The organism is Photorhabdus akhurstii, assembly GCF_019090985.1.
GTDB lineage: Bacteria > Pseudomonadota > Gammaproteobacteria > Enterobacterales > Enterobacteriaceae > Photorhabdus > Photorhabdus akhurstii.
In genome coordinates, this window is the sequence record NZ_CP020335.1 from 5,529,592 (window position 1) to 5,547,121 (window position 17,530).

7 protein-coding genes and 1 pseudogene are annotated in these 17,530 nt (G+C 43.1%); 4 read left to right on the forward strand and 4 right to left on the reverse strand.

What is annotated here, in order from left to right:
• Nucleotides 1-14: 14 nt before the first annotated feature.
• On the reverse strand, nt 15-1,019 hold the full coding sequence (gene argC / locus B0X70_RS23905; protein ID WP_217470522.1) for an N-acetyl-gamma-glutamyl-phosphate reductase: 1,005 nt from the start codon (nt 1,017-1,019) through the stop codon (nt 15-17).
• A gap of 102 nt (nt 1,020-1,121) precedes the next feature.
• Between argC and argE the strand changes: the two genes are divergently transcribed.
• The 3 genes and pseudogenes from argE (at nt 1,122) to B0X70_RS23920 (ending at nt 6,084) form a co-directional block, all read left to right on the forward strand.
• Nucleotides 1,122-2,279 (forward strand): acetylornithine deacetylase, encoded by a 1,158-nt coding sequence (argE, locus tag B0X70_RS23910; protein WP_217470523.1) that lies wholly within the window; start codon nt 1,122-1,124, stop codon nt 2,277-2,279.
• A gap of 281 nt (nt 2,280-2,560) precedes the next feature.
• Nucleotides 2,561-5,197, forward strand: a pseudogene (gene ppc / locus B0X70_RS23915) (phosphoenolpyruvate carboxylase).
• A 308-nt stretch (nt 5,198-5,505) separates the two neighbouring features.
• Nucleotides 5,506-6,084, forward strand: a complete 579-nt coding sequence (locus B0X70_RS23920) for a YolA family protein (RefSeq protein WP_036814526.1) — start codon at nt 5,506-5,508, stop codon at nt 6,082-6,084.
• A 294-nt stretch (nt 6,085-6,378) separates the two neighbouring features.
• Here B0X70_RS23920 and B0X70_RS23925 read toward each other — a convergent pair whose 3' ends face one another.
• Nucleotides 6,379-6,774, reverse strand: a complete 396-nt coding sequence (locus B0X70_RS23925) for a type III secretion system chaperone (RefSeq protein WP_036782552.1) — start codon at nt 6,772-6,774, stop codon at nt 6,379-6,381.
• Nucleotides 6,775-6,776: 2 nt separating this feature from the next.
• On the reverse strand, nt 6,777-7,712 hold the full coding sequence (locus tag B0X70_RS23930; RefSeq protein ID WP_246593377.1) for a hypothetical protein: 936 nt from the start codon (nt 7,710-7,712) through the stop codon (nt 6,777-6,779).
• 321 nt (nt 7,713-8,033) lie between these two features.
• On the opposite strand from B0X70_RS23930, the gene B0X70_RS23935 reads away from it, so the two are divergent.
• Nucleotides 8,034-8,303: a type II toxin-antitoxin system TacA family antitoxin gene (locus tag B0X70_RS23935; RefSeq protein ID WP_217470525.1), complete on the forward strand. Its 270-nt coding sequence runs from the start codon at nt 8,034-8,036 to the stop codon at nt 8,301-8,303.
• A 1,632-nt stretch (nt 8,304-9,935) separates the two neighbouring features.
• Here the strand turns inward: B0X70_RS23935 and tcbA are convergent.
• Entirely contained in the window at nt 9,936-17,450 is a 7,515-nt protein-coding gene (gene tcbA / locus B0X70_RS23940; protein ID WP_217470526.1) for an insecticidal toxin complex protein TcbA, read from the reverse strand.
• Between the last annotated feature and the right edge of the window lie 80 nt (nt 17,451-17,530).

Consider the following 17,530-nt stretch of genomic DNA (forward strand, 5'->3'; position numbering starts at 1 on the left):
CTTCATGTCAATCATTAAAGTAATGCCTGAGTTTCTTCAAACCCAAAACGTATATTCATACACTGAACTGCCTGAGCTGCCGCACCTTTCAAAAGATTATCCTCAGTACCCACAACAATCAGGTGATCATCCTGTACAACAAAACCGATATCACAGAACGGTAGCCCAACAACGGATTTCAGTGCCGGTACCCCTTTGTTGTAGAGCCGCACCAATGGCTTATCCTTGTATGCTTGCTGATAAGCTTCATTTATCTGTTCTGCGGTAACACCTGACTTCAATTTACAGGTAATTGTGGCAAGAATACCTCGCACGAAATTGCCAAGATGCGGAGTAAAAATCACCTTAGTTCCCAGATGTTCCTCAATCTCCGGTTGATGACGGTGAGTAAATATTCCATAAGGTTGCAAACTGATTTCGCAGAAGCTGTTAGTCATACTGGCTTTCCGACCTGCGCCACTCACGCCACTGGTAGCATTAATCACTGGCCAATGGCTGATATCTAGCAAACTATTTTCCAACAGTGGCTTCAAAGAGAGTTGAGAAACTGTTGGATAACATCCCGGTACAGCAACCAATTGAGCCTGTTTGATCTTTTCAGCCTGCCATTCGGCAAGCCCATATACTGCTTGTGCTAACCATTCAGTATGCTTATGTTTGAATCCGTAGTATTGTTGATAAATCTGAGCATTTTGTATGCGATAGGCACCGGAGAGATCGAACACAATGCAACCTGCCGCCAGAAATAACGGCGCAATGTCATGACTGACTTCATGGGCGGTGGCAAGGAAAACCACATCAATCCCTTTAGCAACATTAATAATATCAGTCAGCGGTTGCAGCGGCAGATCAACAATGCCTTTATACTGTGGATGTAAATCTGAGAAACATTTATCTGCATCAACGCTCTGAGCAGAAACCATTAGTCCAATCAGATTTATATGCGGGTGGCGATGCAGATATGCTGCCAGTTCTGCTCCGGTGTAACCACTTGCACCAACAACCAGCGTATTCAACATAGGATATCTTTACCTTGTGCTCAGTATGTAAACGGGATAATGTATTTTTATTCAAAAAAAATGCATGAATATTGATACTATCATGAATAAAGGCTGTCAACAGTGAATATAAAATTACCTCCATTTATTGAGTTATTTCGGCAACTAATCGCGACTCCTTCTATCAGTGCCACCGATGTCAGTATTGACCAGAGCAATGAACCTCTCATCAACCTACTGGCAAGTTGGTTAAAGGAAATTGGTTTCGAGATTGAGATACAACCCGTCCCCGAGGCCCCCGGAAAATACAATCTGCTGGCGACGCTGGGGAGTGGCCTAGGTGGATTACTCCTATGTGGACACACTGATACTGTCCCCTTTGATGAAGGACTTTGGGCTAAAGATCCCTTCACCCTGACAGAACGAGATAACAAACTGTATGGTTTAGGTACAGCAGACATGAAAGGCTTTTTCGCCTTTATTATTGATGCGTTGCGAGACATTGATGTCAGTAAAATAACCCGTCCGCTGTACATTCTGGCAACCGCAGATGAAGAGACAACAATGGCAGGAGCCCGCTATTTCGCCGCAAGTACCACTATTCGACCAGATTTCGCTATTATCGGTGAACCGACCTCATTGCATCCTATCTGCGCACATAAAGGACATTTATCGAACGCTATTCGCATTGTTGGTCAATCCGGGCATTCCAGTGATCCAGACCGTGGTATAAACGCCATTGATTTGATGCACGAATCTATTGGGCACTTGATTGAACTACGCAATACGCTAAAAGAGCGTTACAACAACCCGGCATTTGCCATTCCATATCCAACCATGAATTTCGGCTATATTCACGGAGGTGATGCAGTAAACCGTATTTGTGCCCATTGTGAATTGCATATGGATATTCGCCCGTTACCGGGACTAACGTTACAGGATCTGAACGACCTGTTAAATGAAGCCCTTGAACCAGTGAAGCAGCGTTGGCCTGGCCGTCTGACTATCAACGAATTACATCCCCCGATTCCCGGTTATGCATGCCCAACCGATCACAAAATGATTGATGTGATAGAGAAACTGCTAGGCCGCAAGGCTGAAACGGTCAACTACTGTACCGAAGCACCATTCATTCAGGAATTATGTCCCACATTGGTACTTGGCCCAGGTTCTATTGCACAAGCACATCAGCCGGATGAGTTTATTGATATGTCGTTTATTGAACCTACCAGAAAGATAATTTCTCAGTTAATAGATCATTTTTGTCTAAGCAATAATTAATCGTTTTACTCGTCCCCCAAAAGTCAGGGGGACTCAAGCATCATAACTAGCAACAAAAGCCCCTTCCCCAAGCCTCCTGCGCATAAGTAATACTTATGGAACGTGACCTGCCATTAAATTTTAGAAATTTCGCCAAAACTGATGATTTTCTGATATGAATATGAAGGTTTAGGGTAAATGCAACACTGTGGCGACACAAAAAACAACTTTCCGTCACTTAAATAAAATTTTTCTACAGGAACAGAACCAACATTCTGCCAGCAATAAAGGCCAAGAGTCATATGAACCAACAATATTCCGCAATGCGTAGTAATGTCAGCATGCTAGGTAAGCTGCTCGGAGACACAATCAAAGAAGCATTAGGAGAAGATATTCTCGATAAAGTCGAGACTATTCGCAAATTATCCAAATCATCCCGCGCAGGCAACGAAATAGATCGCCAGCAACTATTATCTACCTTGCAAAACCTATCTAATGATGAACTATTGCCAGTTGCCCGCGCTTTCAACCAATTTCTCAACCTAACAAACGTTGCAGAACAGTATCACAGCATCTCCCCACATGGTGAAGCCGCCAGTAATCCCGTTGCGTTAGCGAAATTATTCACCCAGTTAAAAGAAAAAAATTTCAATAACGACGATCTGAAAAAAGCGGTCAATGAGCTGTCTATTGAACTAGTCCTCACAGCTCACCCTACTGAAATCGCGCGTCGTACATTAATTCACAAGCTGGTGGCAGTTAACACTTGTCTATCGCAACTCGATCACGATGATCTGGCAGATTATGAGCGTAACAACATTATGCGTCGTCTGCGTCAATTAGTTGCCCAGTCATGGCATACCGATGAAATCCGTAAAATTCGGCCAACTCCAATTGATGAAGCTAAGTGGGGCTTCGCTATGGTGGAAAACAGCTTGTGGGAGGGTGTACCGGCATTCCTGCGCGAATTTAATGAACAACTGGAAGAGTCAATTGATTATAGCCTGCCAGTTGAAGCGGTACCCATCCGCTTTACTTCCTGGATGGGCGGCGACCGTGACGGTAATCCAAATGTAACGGCTGAAGTGACTCATCATGTATTACTGCTTAGCCGCTGGAAAGCAGCCGATCTATTCCTGAAAGATATTCAGGTTCTGGTTTCTGAACTATCCATGTCTGAATGTACACCCGAAGTTCGTAAGCTAGCAGGTGGTGATGAAATTCTGGAACCTTACCGAGAAATTGCTAAAAAATTGCGGGCACAACTCAGCAATACATTGACTTATTTGGAGAAACAACTGAAAGGAGAGCAAGTTCTGCCACCAACTGATCTGCTGGTGGATAATGAACAACTTTGGCAACCACTTTACGCCTGTTATCAGTCACTAAAAACCTGCGGAATGGAAATCATTGCCAATGGTCAGCTATTAGATATCTTGCGCCGTATCCGCTGCTTTGGCCTGTCGCTGGTACGCATTGATGTGCGCCAAGAAAGTACCCGCCATACAACCGCCATTTCTGAATTAACGCAATATCTGGAATTAGGTAACTACGCCAGTTGGTCAGAAGAAGAAAAACAGGCTTTCCTACTGCATGAACTACACTCAAAACGTCCATTGATCCCACATAACTGACAACCAAGCACAGAAACGCAAGAAGTTTTCGCAACCTGTAAAGTCATTGCAAAGTCACCGCAAGACGCTATCGCCGCTTACGTTATCTCAATGGCAAAAGTACCTTCTGATGTATTAGCAGTTCACTTACTACTGAAAGAAGCTGGTTGTCCGTTCACCTTACCCGTTGCACCGCTATTCGAAACCCTTGATGACCTGAATAATGCCGAAAATGTCATTCAGCAATTAATGAATATTAAATGGTATCGCGCTCTGATTCAGGACAAACAGATGGTGATGATTGGTTATTCTGATTCAGCGAAAGATGCCGGAGTGATGGCTGCGGCATGGGCGCAATACCGAGCACAGGATGCCTTGATTAAAGTTTGTGAAAAAGAAGGCGTTACGCTGACTTTGTTCCACGGTCGCGGAGGTACCATTGGTCGTGGCGGTGCGCCAGCACATGCAGCACTGCTTTCCCAACCACCGGGAAGCTTAAAAGGTGGCCTACGTGTAACTGAACAGGGTGAAATGATCCGCTTTAAATTCGGTCTGCCACAGGTCACTATCAGTAGCTTAGCCTTATATGCCAGTGCAATTCTGGAAGCAAACCTACTACCACCACCGGAGCCTAAACTGGAATGGCATCAGGTGATGGATACCCTATCTGATGTTTCCTGCAAGATGTATCGTGATTATGTGCGTGAACAGCCCGATTTTGTGCCTTATTTCCGCGCTGCAACGCCAGAACAGGAATTAGCTAGACTGCCTTTAGGTTCTCGCCCAGCCAAACGTCATCCGGCGGGTGGCGTGGAAAGTTTACGCGCTATCCCGTGGATTTTCGCCTGGACACAGAATCGCCTAATGTTGCCAGCTTGGTTAGGTGCAGGTGCTGCGCTACAAAAAGTTGTCAATGATGGGAAGCAGGATGTACTAGCAGAAATGTGCCATGACTGGCCTTTCTTTACCACTCGCATTGGTATGTTGGAAATGGTCTTCGCTAAAGCCGACTTGTGGCTAGCGGAGTATTATGATCATCGTCTGGTAGATAAGAACTTATGGCCGTTAGGCCAGAAACTGCGCGAACAACTTTCCGCAGATATTAAGACGGTATTAACCATTTCTAAAGATGAACACCTGATGGCAGATCTACCGTGGATTGCAGAATCAATCGCCCTACGTAATGTTTACACTGATCCATTAAACGTCTTACAGGCAGAACTATTACTGCGTTCCCGTCAACAGCAGCATCCCGATCCTCAGGTTGAACAAGCGTTGATGGTAACCATTGCCGGTATCGCAGCGGGAATGCGAAATACAGGTTAGTCGCTGTCAGGAGGAGACAATCTCAGCGCGATTGTAGTGATATTATTGAGCACAATACTGGCATTTTCCCCAAACACGCCAGTACAAAATGTGCTCAATAGACAACAAAAAGAGGTTAGTTCTCACCAGGTGAAAGGTAATTGAAGAAATATTCCTTATCATTTATCCACCTTTGTTCCGTAGTGAGACTAAGCAAGCAAACAATCACCTCCGCAAAAATTTCGATCATTACATAAATAAAATTTAATAATGTGATTTTCGCTCACTTCCCTAAAATTGGATTTTTCCATTTCTAAGAGAATTCAATAATGAAGAAAAATAAACTTGCTATGCTGTTATCTCTTGCTTCCTTGTTTGGCATTAATGCCTATGCCCAAACAGAGCAACCGAAGGAGGTCTCTACTGCTCAAAACGCCCTGGCAGCGCAATCTCAGCTACTGCCTAATCCTGAGAGCCCAATCCGAGCTGAAGAGAAGGAACTCAACACTAAGTCTGAGGTAGCTTACGTTGCCGCGCCTCCGCTAACCAATATGTGGGTCTATGCCGTTGGCTCAACGAATTGCGGATGGGAATACACTTCCAACTTACCGGTGACGAACTGCAATCACGGAGGATATCAGCTCCGCGCCGCCGTTCTGGAAATTGGCTATGGATATAATTCCTTTGCTTGGATGAACGGCGGTACACTGCCATACTCGCTGTACTCTTCTACACCAGTGTGCATTACAAACGGGCAATACAATTGGCCATGTGCTGCGGGCCAAATTGTGGTTGGCTTCCTGAAAGAATACAGCCTCGATGGCTACCAAAATGGTATCTTCAGCTACCAGAACACTTCTGCTAATTGGCCTCGAAATACCATGTCAACGCAGATCAGCATTCTTTGACCTGCTGAAATCCATTTAAGAGTCTATTAAGAGGGGCGGGAAACCGCCCTTGTTCATTCTTACGCACAGGTATCGACGCCGATGGTTTAACTTCGTAATTAGGAAATTATATAAAATTAATTTAAAAGTTTACCTCGGTGAATTTCTCACAAATTATTTCCGTCAGGCTCCCCCGTAGGAAAACCTGTACCCAGTAATAACATTACTAGTCAGCGAGTGGTATAACGAATGCACAAAATAATATCGCTCGTGGCTTGCAATAACACACCTGATTAATCTCTTAAAGTTTTTCGCCTAAACTTTGTGCCACGAACTCCCTTGAATACTGAATGTCGGCCATTCTTGGCTTTCAGTGATAGGGGCCGTAGCTGTAAGGTTCCTGGCTTGCTGTAACATCCGCTCGACCAAGTTGACCAACAACTCAGCATCCAGCCTCTCCAACCATTCACGGCTCCAGAGCAGAGTCTCACCCTCACCGCTACGGCTCAGTTGCAATGATGGCCAATCGGCCAGTGTAGCCAACGAACAAGGTTCGACATCACCTAACGGAATAAACAAAGTTACCAACTCATCGCGTTGGCGGATATGCAAACTAAAAGGGCCGAGCAGCAGATCGAGTCCCTCCGAATGTAGAGATTCTTCGGCCTGCCCAAGGCGTCGGCACAGTTCTGATAATAAGGAATTGAACATGGTTACTCTTTATGGTTGTCAAACACAGATTCAGTCGGCGGCCACAGGTTAGCGATCGGAGGATTACTCGGCGTACCTTGCAATCTACCACCTATGGTAGCAGCCCAAGGATCGATGACATGTGCTTGCTTACCCCAAGTTTCGGGTTTGCTGAGTTCACTGCTGGGATCGCGCCCGACCACCACGAAGCAATGGGTCTGGGTATGCCCCTTAGAGCCACGATGAGCGACTACCTCAATGCGCTGCTGGTCACCTTGATTGTGCTTCACCAGTTCGGCTGCCGCAGAATAAGCTAAAGTGGTGCAGCAACCCGCTTGGGCTTGGGCGACACGGGCGGCGATAGATTGCAGTTGGTTAAGACTGGCGTTGCCTTGTTTAGCGGCGATAGCCGCCATGTTGGACATCATGTTGGCTTGGTTGTTACCCCTCAGACGATCCGGGTTGTCATTGAATGACTTCAATCTCTCCATGATTTGCTGATAATGAGGATTCTGCTTGCTGACGAAAGTGCCGGCATCAGTGCATGCGTAAGTTCCCATCTTCTGTAAAGCTGGCATAGCCTGCTGCAACATAGCTTGGGGGCCGGTTGCCATTACCTTTGGCTGAAAAGTGCGCACCATAGCGCCCTGTTCTGTCAGAGCTTGTTTAAGCTCAGCAAGGCAGGTGCTACGGGCAGCTACCTCTTTAGGATGGTGGTTCTCCCAGTGCTGGATGGCATCTTGCACCCGTTGGGCTTGCGCGCTGTTGGGAGCACTCTGCAATTGGCGCAATTCGGCGATCAAGTGCTTGAGATCCGAGCTCTGGAAATGCAGCGAGCCACGTCGGACAGACTGTTCAAACAAGCGGTTGCCCTGTTCGAGTAGGGGAGAAGATACGGTGTGCTGAGGAGCTTGCGTTTGGCTAAGTGGCACATGACCGCTGATGGATGAAATTGGCATAACCTTTTCCAACATAAATTGAATTAATTAAGGGCATCTTAGTATTTTTCCTGTCCTGCTTATGTAAAAAAGTGACCCGATTTTTATCTGTTTTAGATGTCAGAGGAGAAGGATTATCCGGGGATAGGTGTCTAGGATTATTGAACCACAACAGTTCATACTGGACGAAGGCTTATGGCGGACTTTACTTATTAAACCGAGATAATCTAACAATGACAATGTAGTGTGGGGATACAAACTCAATATTAAAACTTGTTTACTCAATTTTTATGCAGCAAAATACCGTATACGTTAATTTACCGTACTTAAAGAGGAATAGTAATGACTGCTATCACTCGATTTGATTTAAAGATGGACACAGATGAAAGGGAAGTTATTTCTCACGCCGCAGCTTTAATGGGCACAACAATGGCTGCATTCGTGCGCACAGCAGCTAAAGAGAAAGCACGTGAGCTATTAGATAGAGACTCTCGCATAACAATGACAGTCCAGGATTTTCAGGCATTCACAACCGCTTTGAATGACGCTTTCGCTCCCAATGCTGCTTTACAAAACGCAATAAATGCTGTACGCAAGGTGAAACGTGTTTGAAGAGAATTTCTTGATCCAAACTACTAAGAACGTACCCAACACAAACTATATTGCCAGAAAAAATAAAAATCCATATCTGCATTGAGTCGATATCCATATAGCTATTTAGCACGAAATGGACAAGAATATTTTACAATATATGTGTAGAATATAGGGCGTATACAGTGTTAACTATATACTTTAAAAGGCGTATGAACGGGATAGCGGAAGCTAGGCGTCTCATCCAACCAATGGTTACCAACCCAAGAGCGGTTATAAAGAGTTCCCAGTTAATTTTCTTAGTTATAAAGTAAAAAACCTCTCATTATTGTGAGGTTTTTTACTTTATAAGTTTTCTAACCTGAATATTGTGGGCAATAACAAAGAAATTTATTTTTTTCTTCTGTGGCTGAATCGTACCGTGATCACTATCTCTGACGTAGGCACTTTCTACAAATAATCGCAATTTCCCTCGGCTTTCTCGTGACACTTTGAAATAGATTTCATAGTCTACAATTTCCCTATTGTCATTAGTGAATTCAATAGTAAAAAAATTCCCTTTCCCTGTCTTGTAACAAGTTCTTGAGTTTATCGTTTTTACTATATTTGGAAGGCAGAAAGACATAACGTATCGTTTAAAACAAAAAACACGTGTTTCTAGAAAATCTAAGTAATAGAGATCTCTGGGATAATTAGAAAGGGTTTCACCCTTGCGCTTATTAGGCTTCAGGGTAAAACAGTGTAGACCAAATTCAACAATAAATTTATAGCTCTTCTCCGGCTTAATACACTCTTTTTCTTGAATGTAAGTGAATTCGAATTCATCAAGATGATTAAGTCTATATTCTTGACCATTAAAAGTAAAACCACCCCAGCTTTTAATAATTCCCTCCCTGAATTATGACATAAAAGTAATAATAACCATATATTATTCTGAAATTGAGAAAACGTCTCCAGAAAAATAGATATAAAGATTTTCACGCCAAATCGCCTTACAACTCTCCTCACATTTATACAATAATTAATAGTTATTCCACATTTAAATACTCTCAATTACTCATTAAATTAATCAAACTAAGTAACTTAAACAATATCATATAAATAAGCATAATTATCTCTACCCAATGGATATTATACAAAATAGTTATTTTTCGCAACACTCTTCATAAACAACCTTTAATTTATAATCAGGCACAAGACAGGAATACATGTACGTAAAATCTAAAACTTCTTTTTAGTTTAATCATTAATAATGATCATTTCAGGTACGATATCGAAATTATCAATTTATACCAAACCTTAAGCTAAGGTCCTAAAAGACCCATTCCAGGCCAATCAGAATCATCACAAGAGATCTCACCTTTTTACATTACACGCCTTTAAGAAAATAAGAAAACAGAAAACAGAAAACAGAAAACAGAAAACAGAAAACAGAAAACAGAAAACAGAAAACAGAAAACAGAAAACAGAAAACAGAAAACAGAAAACAGAAAACAGAAAACAGAAAACAGAAAACAGAAAACAGATAGATTAAACTTAAATAATATAAAAACCTCAAGTTAATTTAAAAAATTATCTTCTATAAATATCTCATAAATTGCTTCTATCAGGCTCCCCCAAAAGAGAGCCTGTATTATATAATCGCGAAATTAATTAACGGATGGTATAACGAATATGCAAAATAATATCGCTCATAGTTTGCAATATTGCTTTCTGCTTGTCGGTAGCATTCGGAAATTGAAGATTCAGTGTACCCTGATCATCAAGAGCAATACCTTCAAATGGCAGGTATTTGCCGTCATTGAAATCCAACTGGAACTGACCACTATCATTGGTACCATGAGACACAGCCAACGCTGAACAACCTTTCGGCAATTGAGTACTGCCACCATAGCTGAGCATAGCCTGAACATCCTGATAAGGCCCAACCAATGCAGGTAGCGAAACACTGATTTGCTTAATACGACGAACCTTGTTGCTACCAACGATACTGTCTGGATAATCCGTTCCCAGTTTCAAGTCGGACAATTTGACCGAAGCTGACAGGATAGCATTAGCCAATGATAACCCATTTTCTTTAGTTCCTGCTGTTCCCTCCCCCTTATCCAATAATGCAGGTATTTGTTCCGCTAAATTAAAACGATCATTACCTTCCAGTGAATCATAAACCACTGCCAATGAAACCGTGCGTTCTACTTCCAAAGCGCGAGATTCCCATTTCAGATATGCCTCTTCCATTTGTGCCAGATTTTGTATCAAAGCTTCTCCACACAATAAGCCGGCGTAAGTTCCTTGCCATGCACCCGGTTTGACAAAGCTAATGGCATTATCATTAGCTTCCCATTGATAGGATTGCTCTGCCATCAGGCAACGTGATACGGCCAAGTCATAGAACTGGAAATAAATACCTGACAAACGCCCTCGTAACCAACTATATAACGCTTGATTACTGAATTTGCTTCTTAAGAAAGTAAGTTGTGCCTGCGCCTGAGCTTGCTGGGTTTTCAGGTACTCTTTTTGCATTTCAGCGGCTTCACGGCGAATAGACAGTGATTCCAGTTGCGCGTTTAACTGGTTAATCTCCGCTTGTGCGTTGTCACGCTGAATTTTCCATTCTTGACGGCGACGGCGATATATTTCCGACTGAGCAACTTTCTCCGCATCAACCATCTTGGCAGAAGCACTCAACTCAATACCGTCAGCGATGGCATAGGCAATAGCACCATAATGCATGCCGCCATCAGCCAGGCCGAAGATATTTGGCGCCATATCAACACCCGCGCCTGCCATACGGGAAATCTGCGCTCCCTGAGACTCAATAGCAGATTCTGAGCGTAACGCCAGCGCTCGCTGCTCACCTGCGTTGATGTTCTCCTCATACAGTTGGCTATAGCTGTCAAACCGTTGTTGCACTCCAGCTAAAGAGACTTGCAAGGCGGTTTTTTCCGAATCCAGCTCTGCCAATTGGTTATCCTGCATACGAATACTGGTCAGTATTAACTCGCTGGCTTGGGTTTGCAGTAGTTGACTCATAGCTTCCGCATCCTGACGCTCACTGTACCCCAATAGTGAACTACCGAACTGTATAAGCTGGTTAACCAAGCCCCGTGCCCCTTCTAGCATTTGAGGGAAGCGGTGAATAGTCAGCGGCGCCTTCGGCAAGTCGGCTCCCCCTTGAGAAGCTGAAACCGCCGCACTCAGTAAAGCTTTTGGATCAGCCGGTTTAGCATACAGCGGCAAGGAGAGCGGCTGGCCGTCAATCGACAGATTATGACGTAAATTAAACATACGCTGCGCCAGTGTCCGCCAGTAGCCTTTGAGCTTGCTATTTTCCTGCGGCAGGAATAAAGCGGTCAGGGAATTGGCTGTTCCTAGCAACAGGGTTTTTACCCTGCTATTGAGACGCAACTGGGTAAGCACTTGCTGACGAACCTGCTGTGTGGTTTTTGAAGCAGCATTACCCAATGTTGGATTAGCCCAAGTCGTACTCAGCATCACTTGTGGCTCATCACCCAACAGATTAAGCGCCTGTGTATACCACATTTTAGCTTCAGCCAACGTATCACGCTCTAACTGGCGGTAAGCAGCATCACCACGGGCCATTAGCAGATCCAACGTCGCCATAAAGGTAGCCACCTTGTAGTGCATCGGATCATCTTGGGCTACAGCATCTGGATCGGTGGAGTCCAGTTGTTGTGCATTCCAACTGGTGTCTTCTTCCAGCGGTCGCACGTTCCAGTGGTAGATAGCAATTTTACCATCAACGATATAACCGGATGGACTCCAGACATAACGGAACCAATGGTTCGCCGCATCAAAATTCTGTTCCTGCAACAAACGATGAGCCATCATCATCGGCGTGTAATAGAACAGTTCCCAGAAATAGAGAGCATTGGCGCCAGAGAAATCCATCGGTTCACTGTCGTTCTTTAATGCCTGTGCGGAAGAGAGACCACTAAAGGTCTTATGATCGTCGCTGAGAAACCAACCGTGCGGATCTTTCTCATCAGTACGGTCGAACAAGATCTTATCAGTCGTTTCCTTTTGGTATTTTGCACGTACCCATAAATGATTTTTATTTCCATACGCCTCTATAAAATAGGGGAGAAAAACTTTCACAACAGTTTGGCTGGTTTCACTCAATTCCCCTTGATAAATAACAAAATTATCGCCATCTTTAAATATATCAGTATATTCAATAGCAAAGCTTTTATTAGTGCCATGAATAGACTCATCATATTTATCCAGCACAAGCTGCACATATGTGCCCGCTCCTAATTGCGGTTCCTGAATATTCTGAGTTTCCATACTGAGCACTGCATCAATGCCACGATTAGCACGGCTAACCAACTGTTGAGCGAATAACGTATTCAAACGGGTACGATATGCACCAATTTGCATATATTGAACACCGTTATTTTCGCTATATAACGCAATCACGTTCTCAGTACCGAGAACTTTTTTAGTTACCGGGATAATAAAAGTTTCTGAACCCAAGAATCGGCCATCTTGTGCCGTAGCGGTGAAATCAATCTCAATATGTGCCTGATTGTCGATGAAATTTAAATTCTTACAATCTATTGTCAGGTTATTGAACTGATAAATCATCTCCTCAAAACTGGGTGCCGGTTGCTGAGGAACATAGGTACTATTATCAGCAGTAAAGATTTGATCGTCACCACCCGCTTTTATGGTGATTTTTACTTTATCACTATCAATGCCCGTATTGATATTAATCGGGTTGGATATTTTATAACTCGACCAATACCCACCAGTAACACTAATTACTTCAATCTCCTGGAGATTATAATAAAAATCTTTGTTACTGGTTCCAGCATCTATACATTGAGTTCCACCATTATAATCCGCTGTTTTATTGTCATCTTTCGAAGAAAAATACCACTTCTTATCTTCAGAGGAAGGGTTTTCATTATATATACAAATACTATCATCTGAGTTCTCGTCTTTTCCGAATTTAAACAATGGCACCAGATTAAAACGGTTTGCATCATCAAATGATGAATCATAAATTATAAATTTATCACCTAATGAAGCGTATTGTTTCATAAGATTACATTGTATACGGCGGGTTCCCGCATATCCATTATGAATAATACTCAATGCCATATTGGTAGATAGCCTTAAATCTTCTGCCGCCGATTCAAAAGTAATATTAGGAACACTACCACCATAAAGCATGGTTAAACTGTGATCACCCCAAGAATAATTACTGTTACTTGTCACAGAGGAAGGAATTTCATAATCCTCCGCATAACGGTTATTAACTCTCCTGGTTATGACTTTTTTATTGTCGCTATCCGAATCTACCATCACAGTATCAAATTGCGGATAGCTGTTATTCCAATAATTAGTTGCTTGCGCATTCGTCATATTGTCTGATGACATATCAGCGAAAATATATAGCCCAGTGACCGGCGCATTATTATCGGTATAGGAGCTATAACTACTCTGCATCGAATAGAACATAACTAATAGAGTGTCTTCCCCTTGATAACCAGTACAATACAACCCTAAAGATTCAGCAGCATCAGTACTCGACGTGTAATTTTTTACCTTTTCTGTCACATCAAAAGTAAATGGTGTATTCCAACTACCGTCGTAACGAATATGAGCCAGTTTTAAGTTATATTGATAAATCGTGGTTTTACCATCATCACTTTTCTTTGATTGCTGCTCCAGCCATAGCAGATATAAGCGGGACATATAAACAACCGGACGGATGATATTTTTCCAAGGATTGACAGCACAGGTAATTTTATTCCACTCACCCCAAGCATTAGCGGCAAACTTGCCATTTTCACATTTGCTGTGATCAACACTACGCCAGTAATACGTACCCGGAGCTGCTTGGTCGATACCGATAAAATAAGTTAATCCTTGATCCACATTCACATTATCGTGGTAAGCACTAATTACTTTCAGATTTGCTACCTGCTCAAAGCTGGTCAAATAAGTTTTGAAAGCATCTTCCACCGTATCCGCATTTAGCTGGCTCTGGTTGATGGATTGCAACAGCGCATCCATCATTTTGGTCTGCCCAATGCGCTGAGTGGGATCAACATAGTTTTCTGGATAATAGACCAGTTCAGAGACACCAGCCCAAGTGCTGTAACGTTTATTGTAGCGCTCCCAGTCAGTGAAGAATTGGCTAGTACTAACGTCCGATGCAAGCTGACCTTCATCCCGGTTTAAAGCCCGGTTAACGTACAGTTGAATACCGGCGATAGCTTCTGCAATACGTGAAGTGATCACATCGGCAGAAACCTGATTATCAATCAGCAAATAGGTATATAAACCGTTACGATCACGTACTCCAGCAGCACTATCGACAACAGCATTAATATAATAGTTACATAATGCCTTACTGAACGTCTCATCCAGTTTTTTCTGTGCCTGATTAGCATGATCAGCCATCAGCGCAGCCGCCGCAGCTTGCCAGGCAGCATAGTTATGATCTATCCCATATTTCAGGGCCATCATCCCTGCCAGATCCAGTGGAGAAACCGCCAAGGCCGAAGACATCTGTAACCATTGCAGAATAGCGTCAATCTGTGTCCAACTGGTCAGTTTTGTTAGATCCTGCTCCACCTGATTAGCTGCCATTTGTAGGAGAGATTCCTCCTTATTCATAGCTTGTGCTACATCGGTAACTGTCAAGGCTCCGTCTTTCAACGCCGCCAATATCAAGGAGGCATGTTGCCCCAAACCATTAACCCAGGTATGAAAACCTTCCAAGGCCATCAGGGTTAACAGACCGTGATCCAGTATGCTTTTGCCTGCCACTAGCAGAGAAGATTGAGTCACGATCAGTGACAGTTCCGTTTCACTTAACCCAATACGACGATAGATCAGGCTCAATTGTGCCAGCACCTGAGCAAAGGTAATCACCTTCAAGCTGGTTGGTGTTGTTTGCACTTCTTTCCAAAACCCATCAACAGTTATTTGTGCCGGTTGAATCTGGTCTATCCACAACAGCAGGTCATACGCAACTTCTTGAGAAGTCAAATGCAAAGCCGAAGTAAAGCAAGGCGCCATTGCTCTTTTCAGATCTTCCCCAATCAGACTCTCTTTACCATGCAAAGTTGAAGACAACGTAGCCGTCAGATTGCTAATTTCTGGCGTTAAAGTGGTGCTGTAAGTGGCCGTGGTCATCAGAAACAGGTCGGTAACTGTCCATTTTTGGGTCTTCAACCATTGAGTGATCCACAACAATGTTTCTACTATTTTAGCTAAGTTATCGTCGGTAATCTGATAAATGTTGGTGTCGCCATAGCCACAAATCACCAACAAAATGTTCAATTCAGCAATAGTCAGGTTATGAATCTGGGCCAGCAAACTAACCAAATACAGATCAGACAAATTCTCTAAGTTATTTTTGATAACACCGTCTTCTTTACGATCAGTGATCAATAACATCTGATACAACTCACTGGCGTTAACCTGAAACGCGCGTTTTAAAACCGCCTTGCGTTGATCATCACCGGTACTGTCTGGTTTAAGGTTCAGATCAGGATTAGGAAGATGTTTGGAGTTGTCCTCACTGATTTCATAGCGAATACCATTGAGCGGCGGGTGATTAAATAGTTGCTCAAACTGGCTAAGCTGATTGCCAACAGCTTGCTGAGAGATATTAATATTAGCCAAAATAGCGGCTGTCTCTTCACTGATGCCATAACGATCAATATAGAATTTTACCCGATAAACCTTGTTTAATACCTCAACCGTGATGGATTTGGTGCTATTAACACTATCAACAATACGCTCCAACGTAGCAAAAGAGAGGCCGGTAGCTTTGAGCAACCGAATAGCCTTATTCATTTTAAGCAGGAAAGCTTTCGGGGAGTATTGGTCAATTTTAAAATTGGCGGCGGCAAAATTATAACTACCGCTATGCCATCTTTGTAACCCTATACTGAGTATATTGTCAGAGTCACTACGTTTAATTGTCGCCTGTGATTCATACTTCTGATTTATGACCATATCAGGATAGGGATTATGGGCAATCTCAGCCCAATCAGCGGAACCATCTTTATATTGCAGATAAAAATCATCCAAACCAAAACTATTGCTTAGATTGTATTTGATCAAATAATTGTCACCACCCTGTGGATACAGCTCAATATAATTCGTCTGACTGGTATAATTATCCGATGGTGTTCGGGTAACACGAACTACTTCCATCTTACCCGCACCATCGACCAACGGAATAACCAGAATATCACTGCTATATCCAACATGTGATAATGAAGTCGTCACGTAGGCAATATCTTCCGGTGAGACGCCATAATACCGGGCCAGATAACTTGGGGACATTAACTGAGCAGTAGTAATATCGCCAAAGTTTGTTTTATAAAGCGTATCAAGCGCGGCTTCATCTTTTTCCGGGATCTCCTCAATCAGCAAGTTATACAGTTCTGGCGAAATATGGGAGCTAATACCCAACAAAGTCACAGGATCGAGCTTCGCAGCGACAATGGGTGCCTGTGATAAATGACGAAATCCCGGATCACGTTCATGAACGATTTCACGAACAGTTTCATAAGCGTGATGATAAGGAGTCTCCCCACTTAAGCGATAAGTTGACAACATATCCATCACTTCATCTTGTGATTTTCCTGTTTTTGTTTCTATCCCGGCAAGGCACAATTCATTAGAGAGAGCCAGCGTTGAAATTTCCTCATCCATATTTTTCTGGCTGAGCATTAAGCTTGCTAAATCCGGGCGACGTTTATCCAGATAATAAATTGAGCTGCTGTCATGCAAGTTTTTAGCTTCACGGTACAATTCCGTCAAATAAGCCGCCGGTGAGAACATCGATGCAACCGAGCCTGGCGCGGCATAGTTATCAGCACGATTACCAAGCAGATCACTATAACCTTGTATAAAACCCAACATTTGCCGGGTACCCAACCGAACAGCGTTTTTCAGCAGCGGATTGGCATAGGCAAAAATACGTTTTTCATGAAGTAGGTTTCTATCCTGTTCCGTTTGTGCAGTTTCATAAATCCGTTTTGCTTCCCCCCAATTAACCATTCCCCGAGTTTTTTCCCGGAAAGTATCAAAGGGATACAAAGCAATTTCCGCCGGACAAGTTAATTGCAGTTTCTGACAAATAGTATCGATAGTGCTTGATAATGAGTTTTGCATAATTATCTCTCATTGATAATGTTATTGCAGCAGGTAAACAGAGACCAACTGCAAATGTGCAGTATTAACAGGTTAGGGAT

Excerpts from the sequence above, each read along its gene's own strand:
- argC (WP_217470522.1), bottom strand. The coding sequence starts at position 1,019 with ATGTTGAATACGCTGGTTGTTGGTGCAAGTGGTTACACCGGAGCAGAA.
- B0X70_RS23920 (WP_036814526.1), top strand. The coding sequence starts at position 5,506 with ATGAAGAAAAATAAACTTGCTATGCTGTTATCTCTTGCTTCCTTGTTT.
- B0X70_RS23925 (WP_036782552.1), bottom strand. The coding sequence starts at position 6,774 with ATGTTCAATTCCTTATTATCAGAACTGTGCCGACGCCTTGGGCAGGCC.
- B0X70_RS23930 (WP_246593377.1), bottom strand. The coding sequence starts at position 7,712 with ATGCCAATTTCATCCATCAGCGGTCATGTGCCACTTAGCCAAACGCAA.
- B0X70_RS23935 (WP_217470525.1), top strand. The coding sequence starts at position 8,034 with ATGACTGCTATCACTCGATTTGATTTAAAGATGGACACAGATGAAAGG.
- tcbA (WP_217470526.1), bottom strand. The coding sequence starts at position 17,450 with ATGCAAAACTCATTATCAAGCACTATCGATACTATTTGTCAGAAACTG.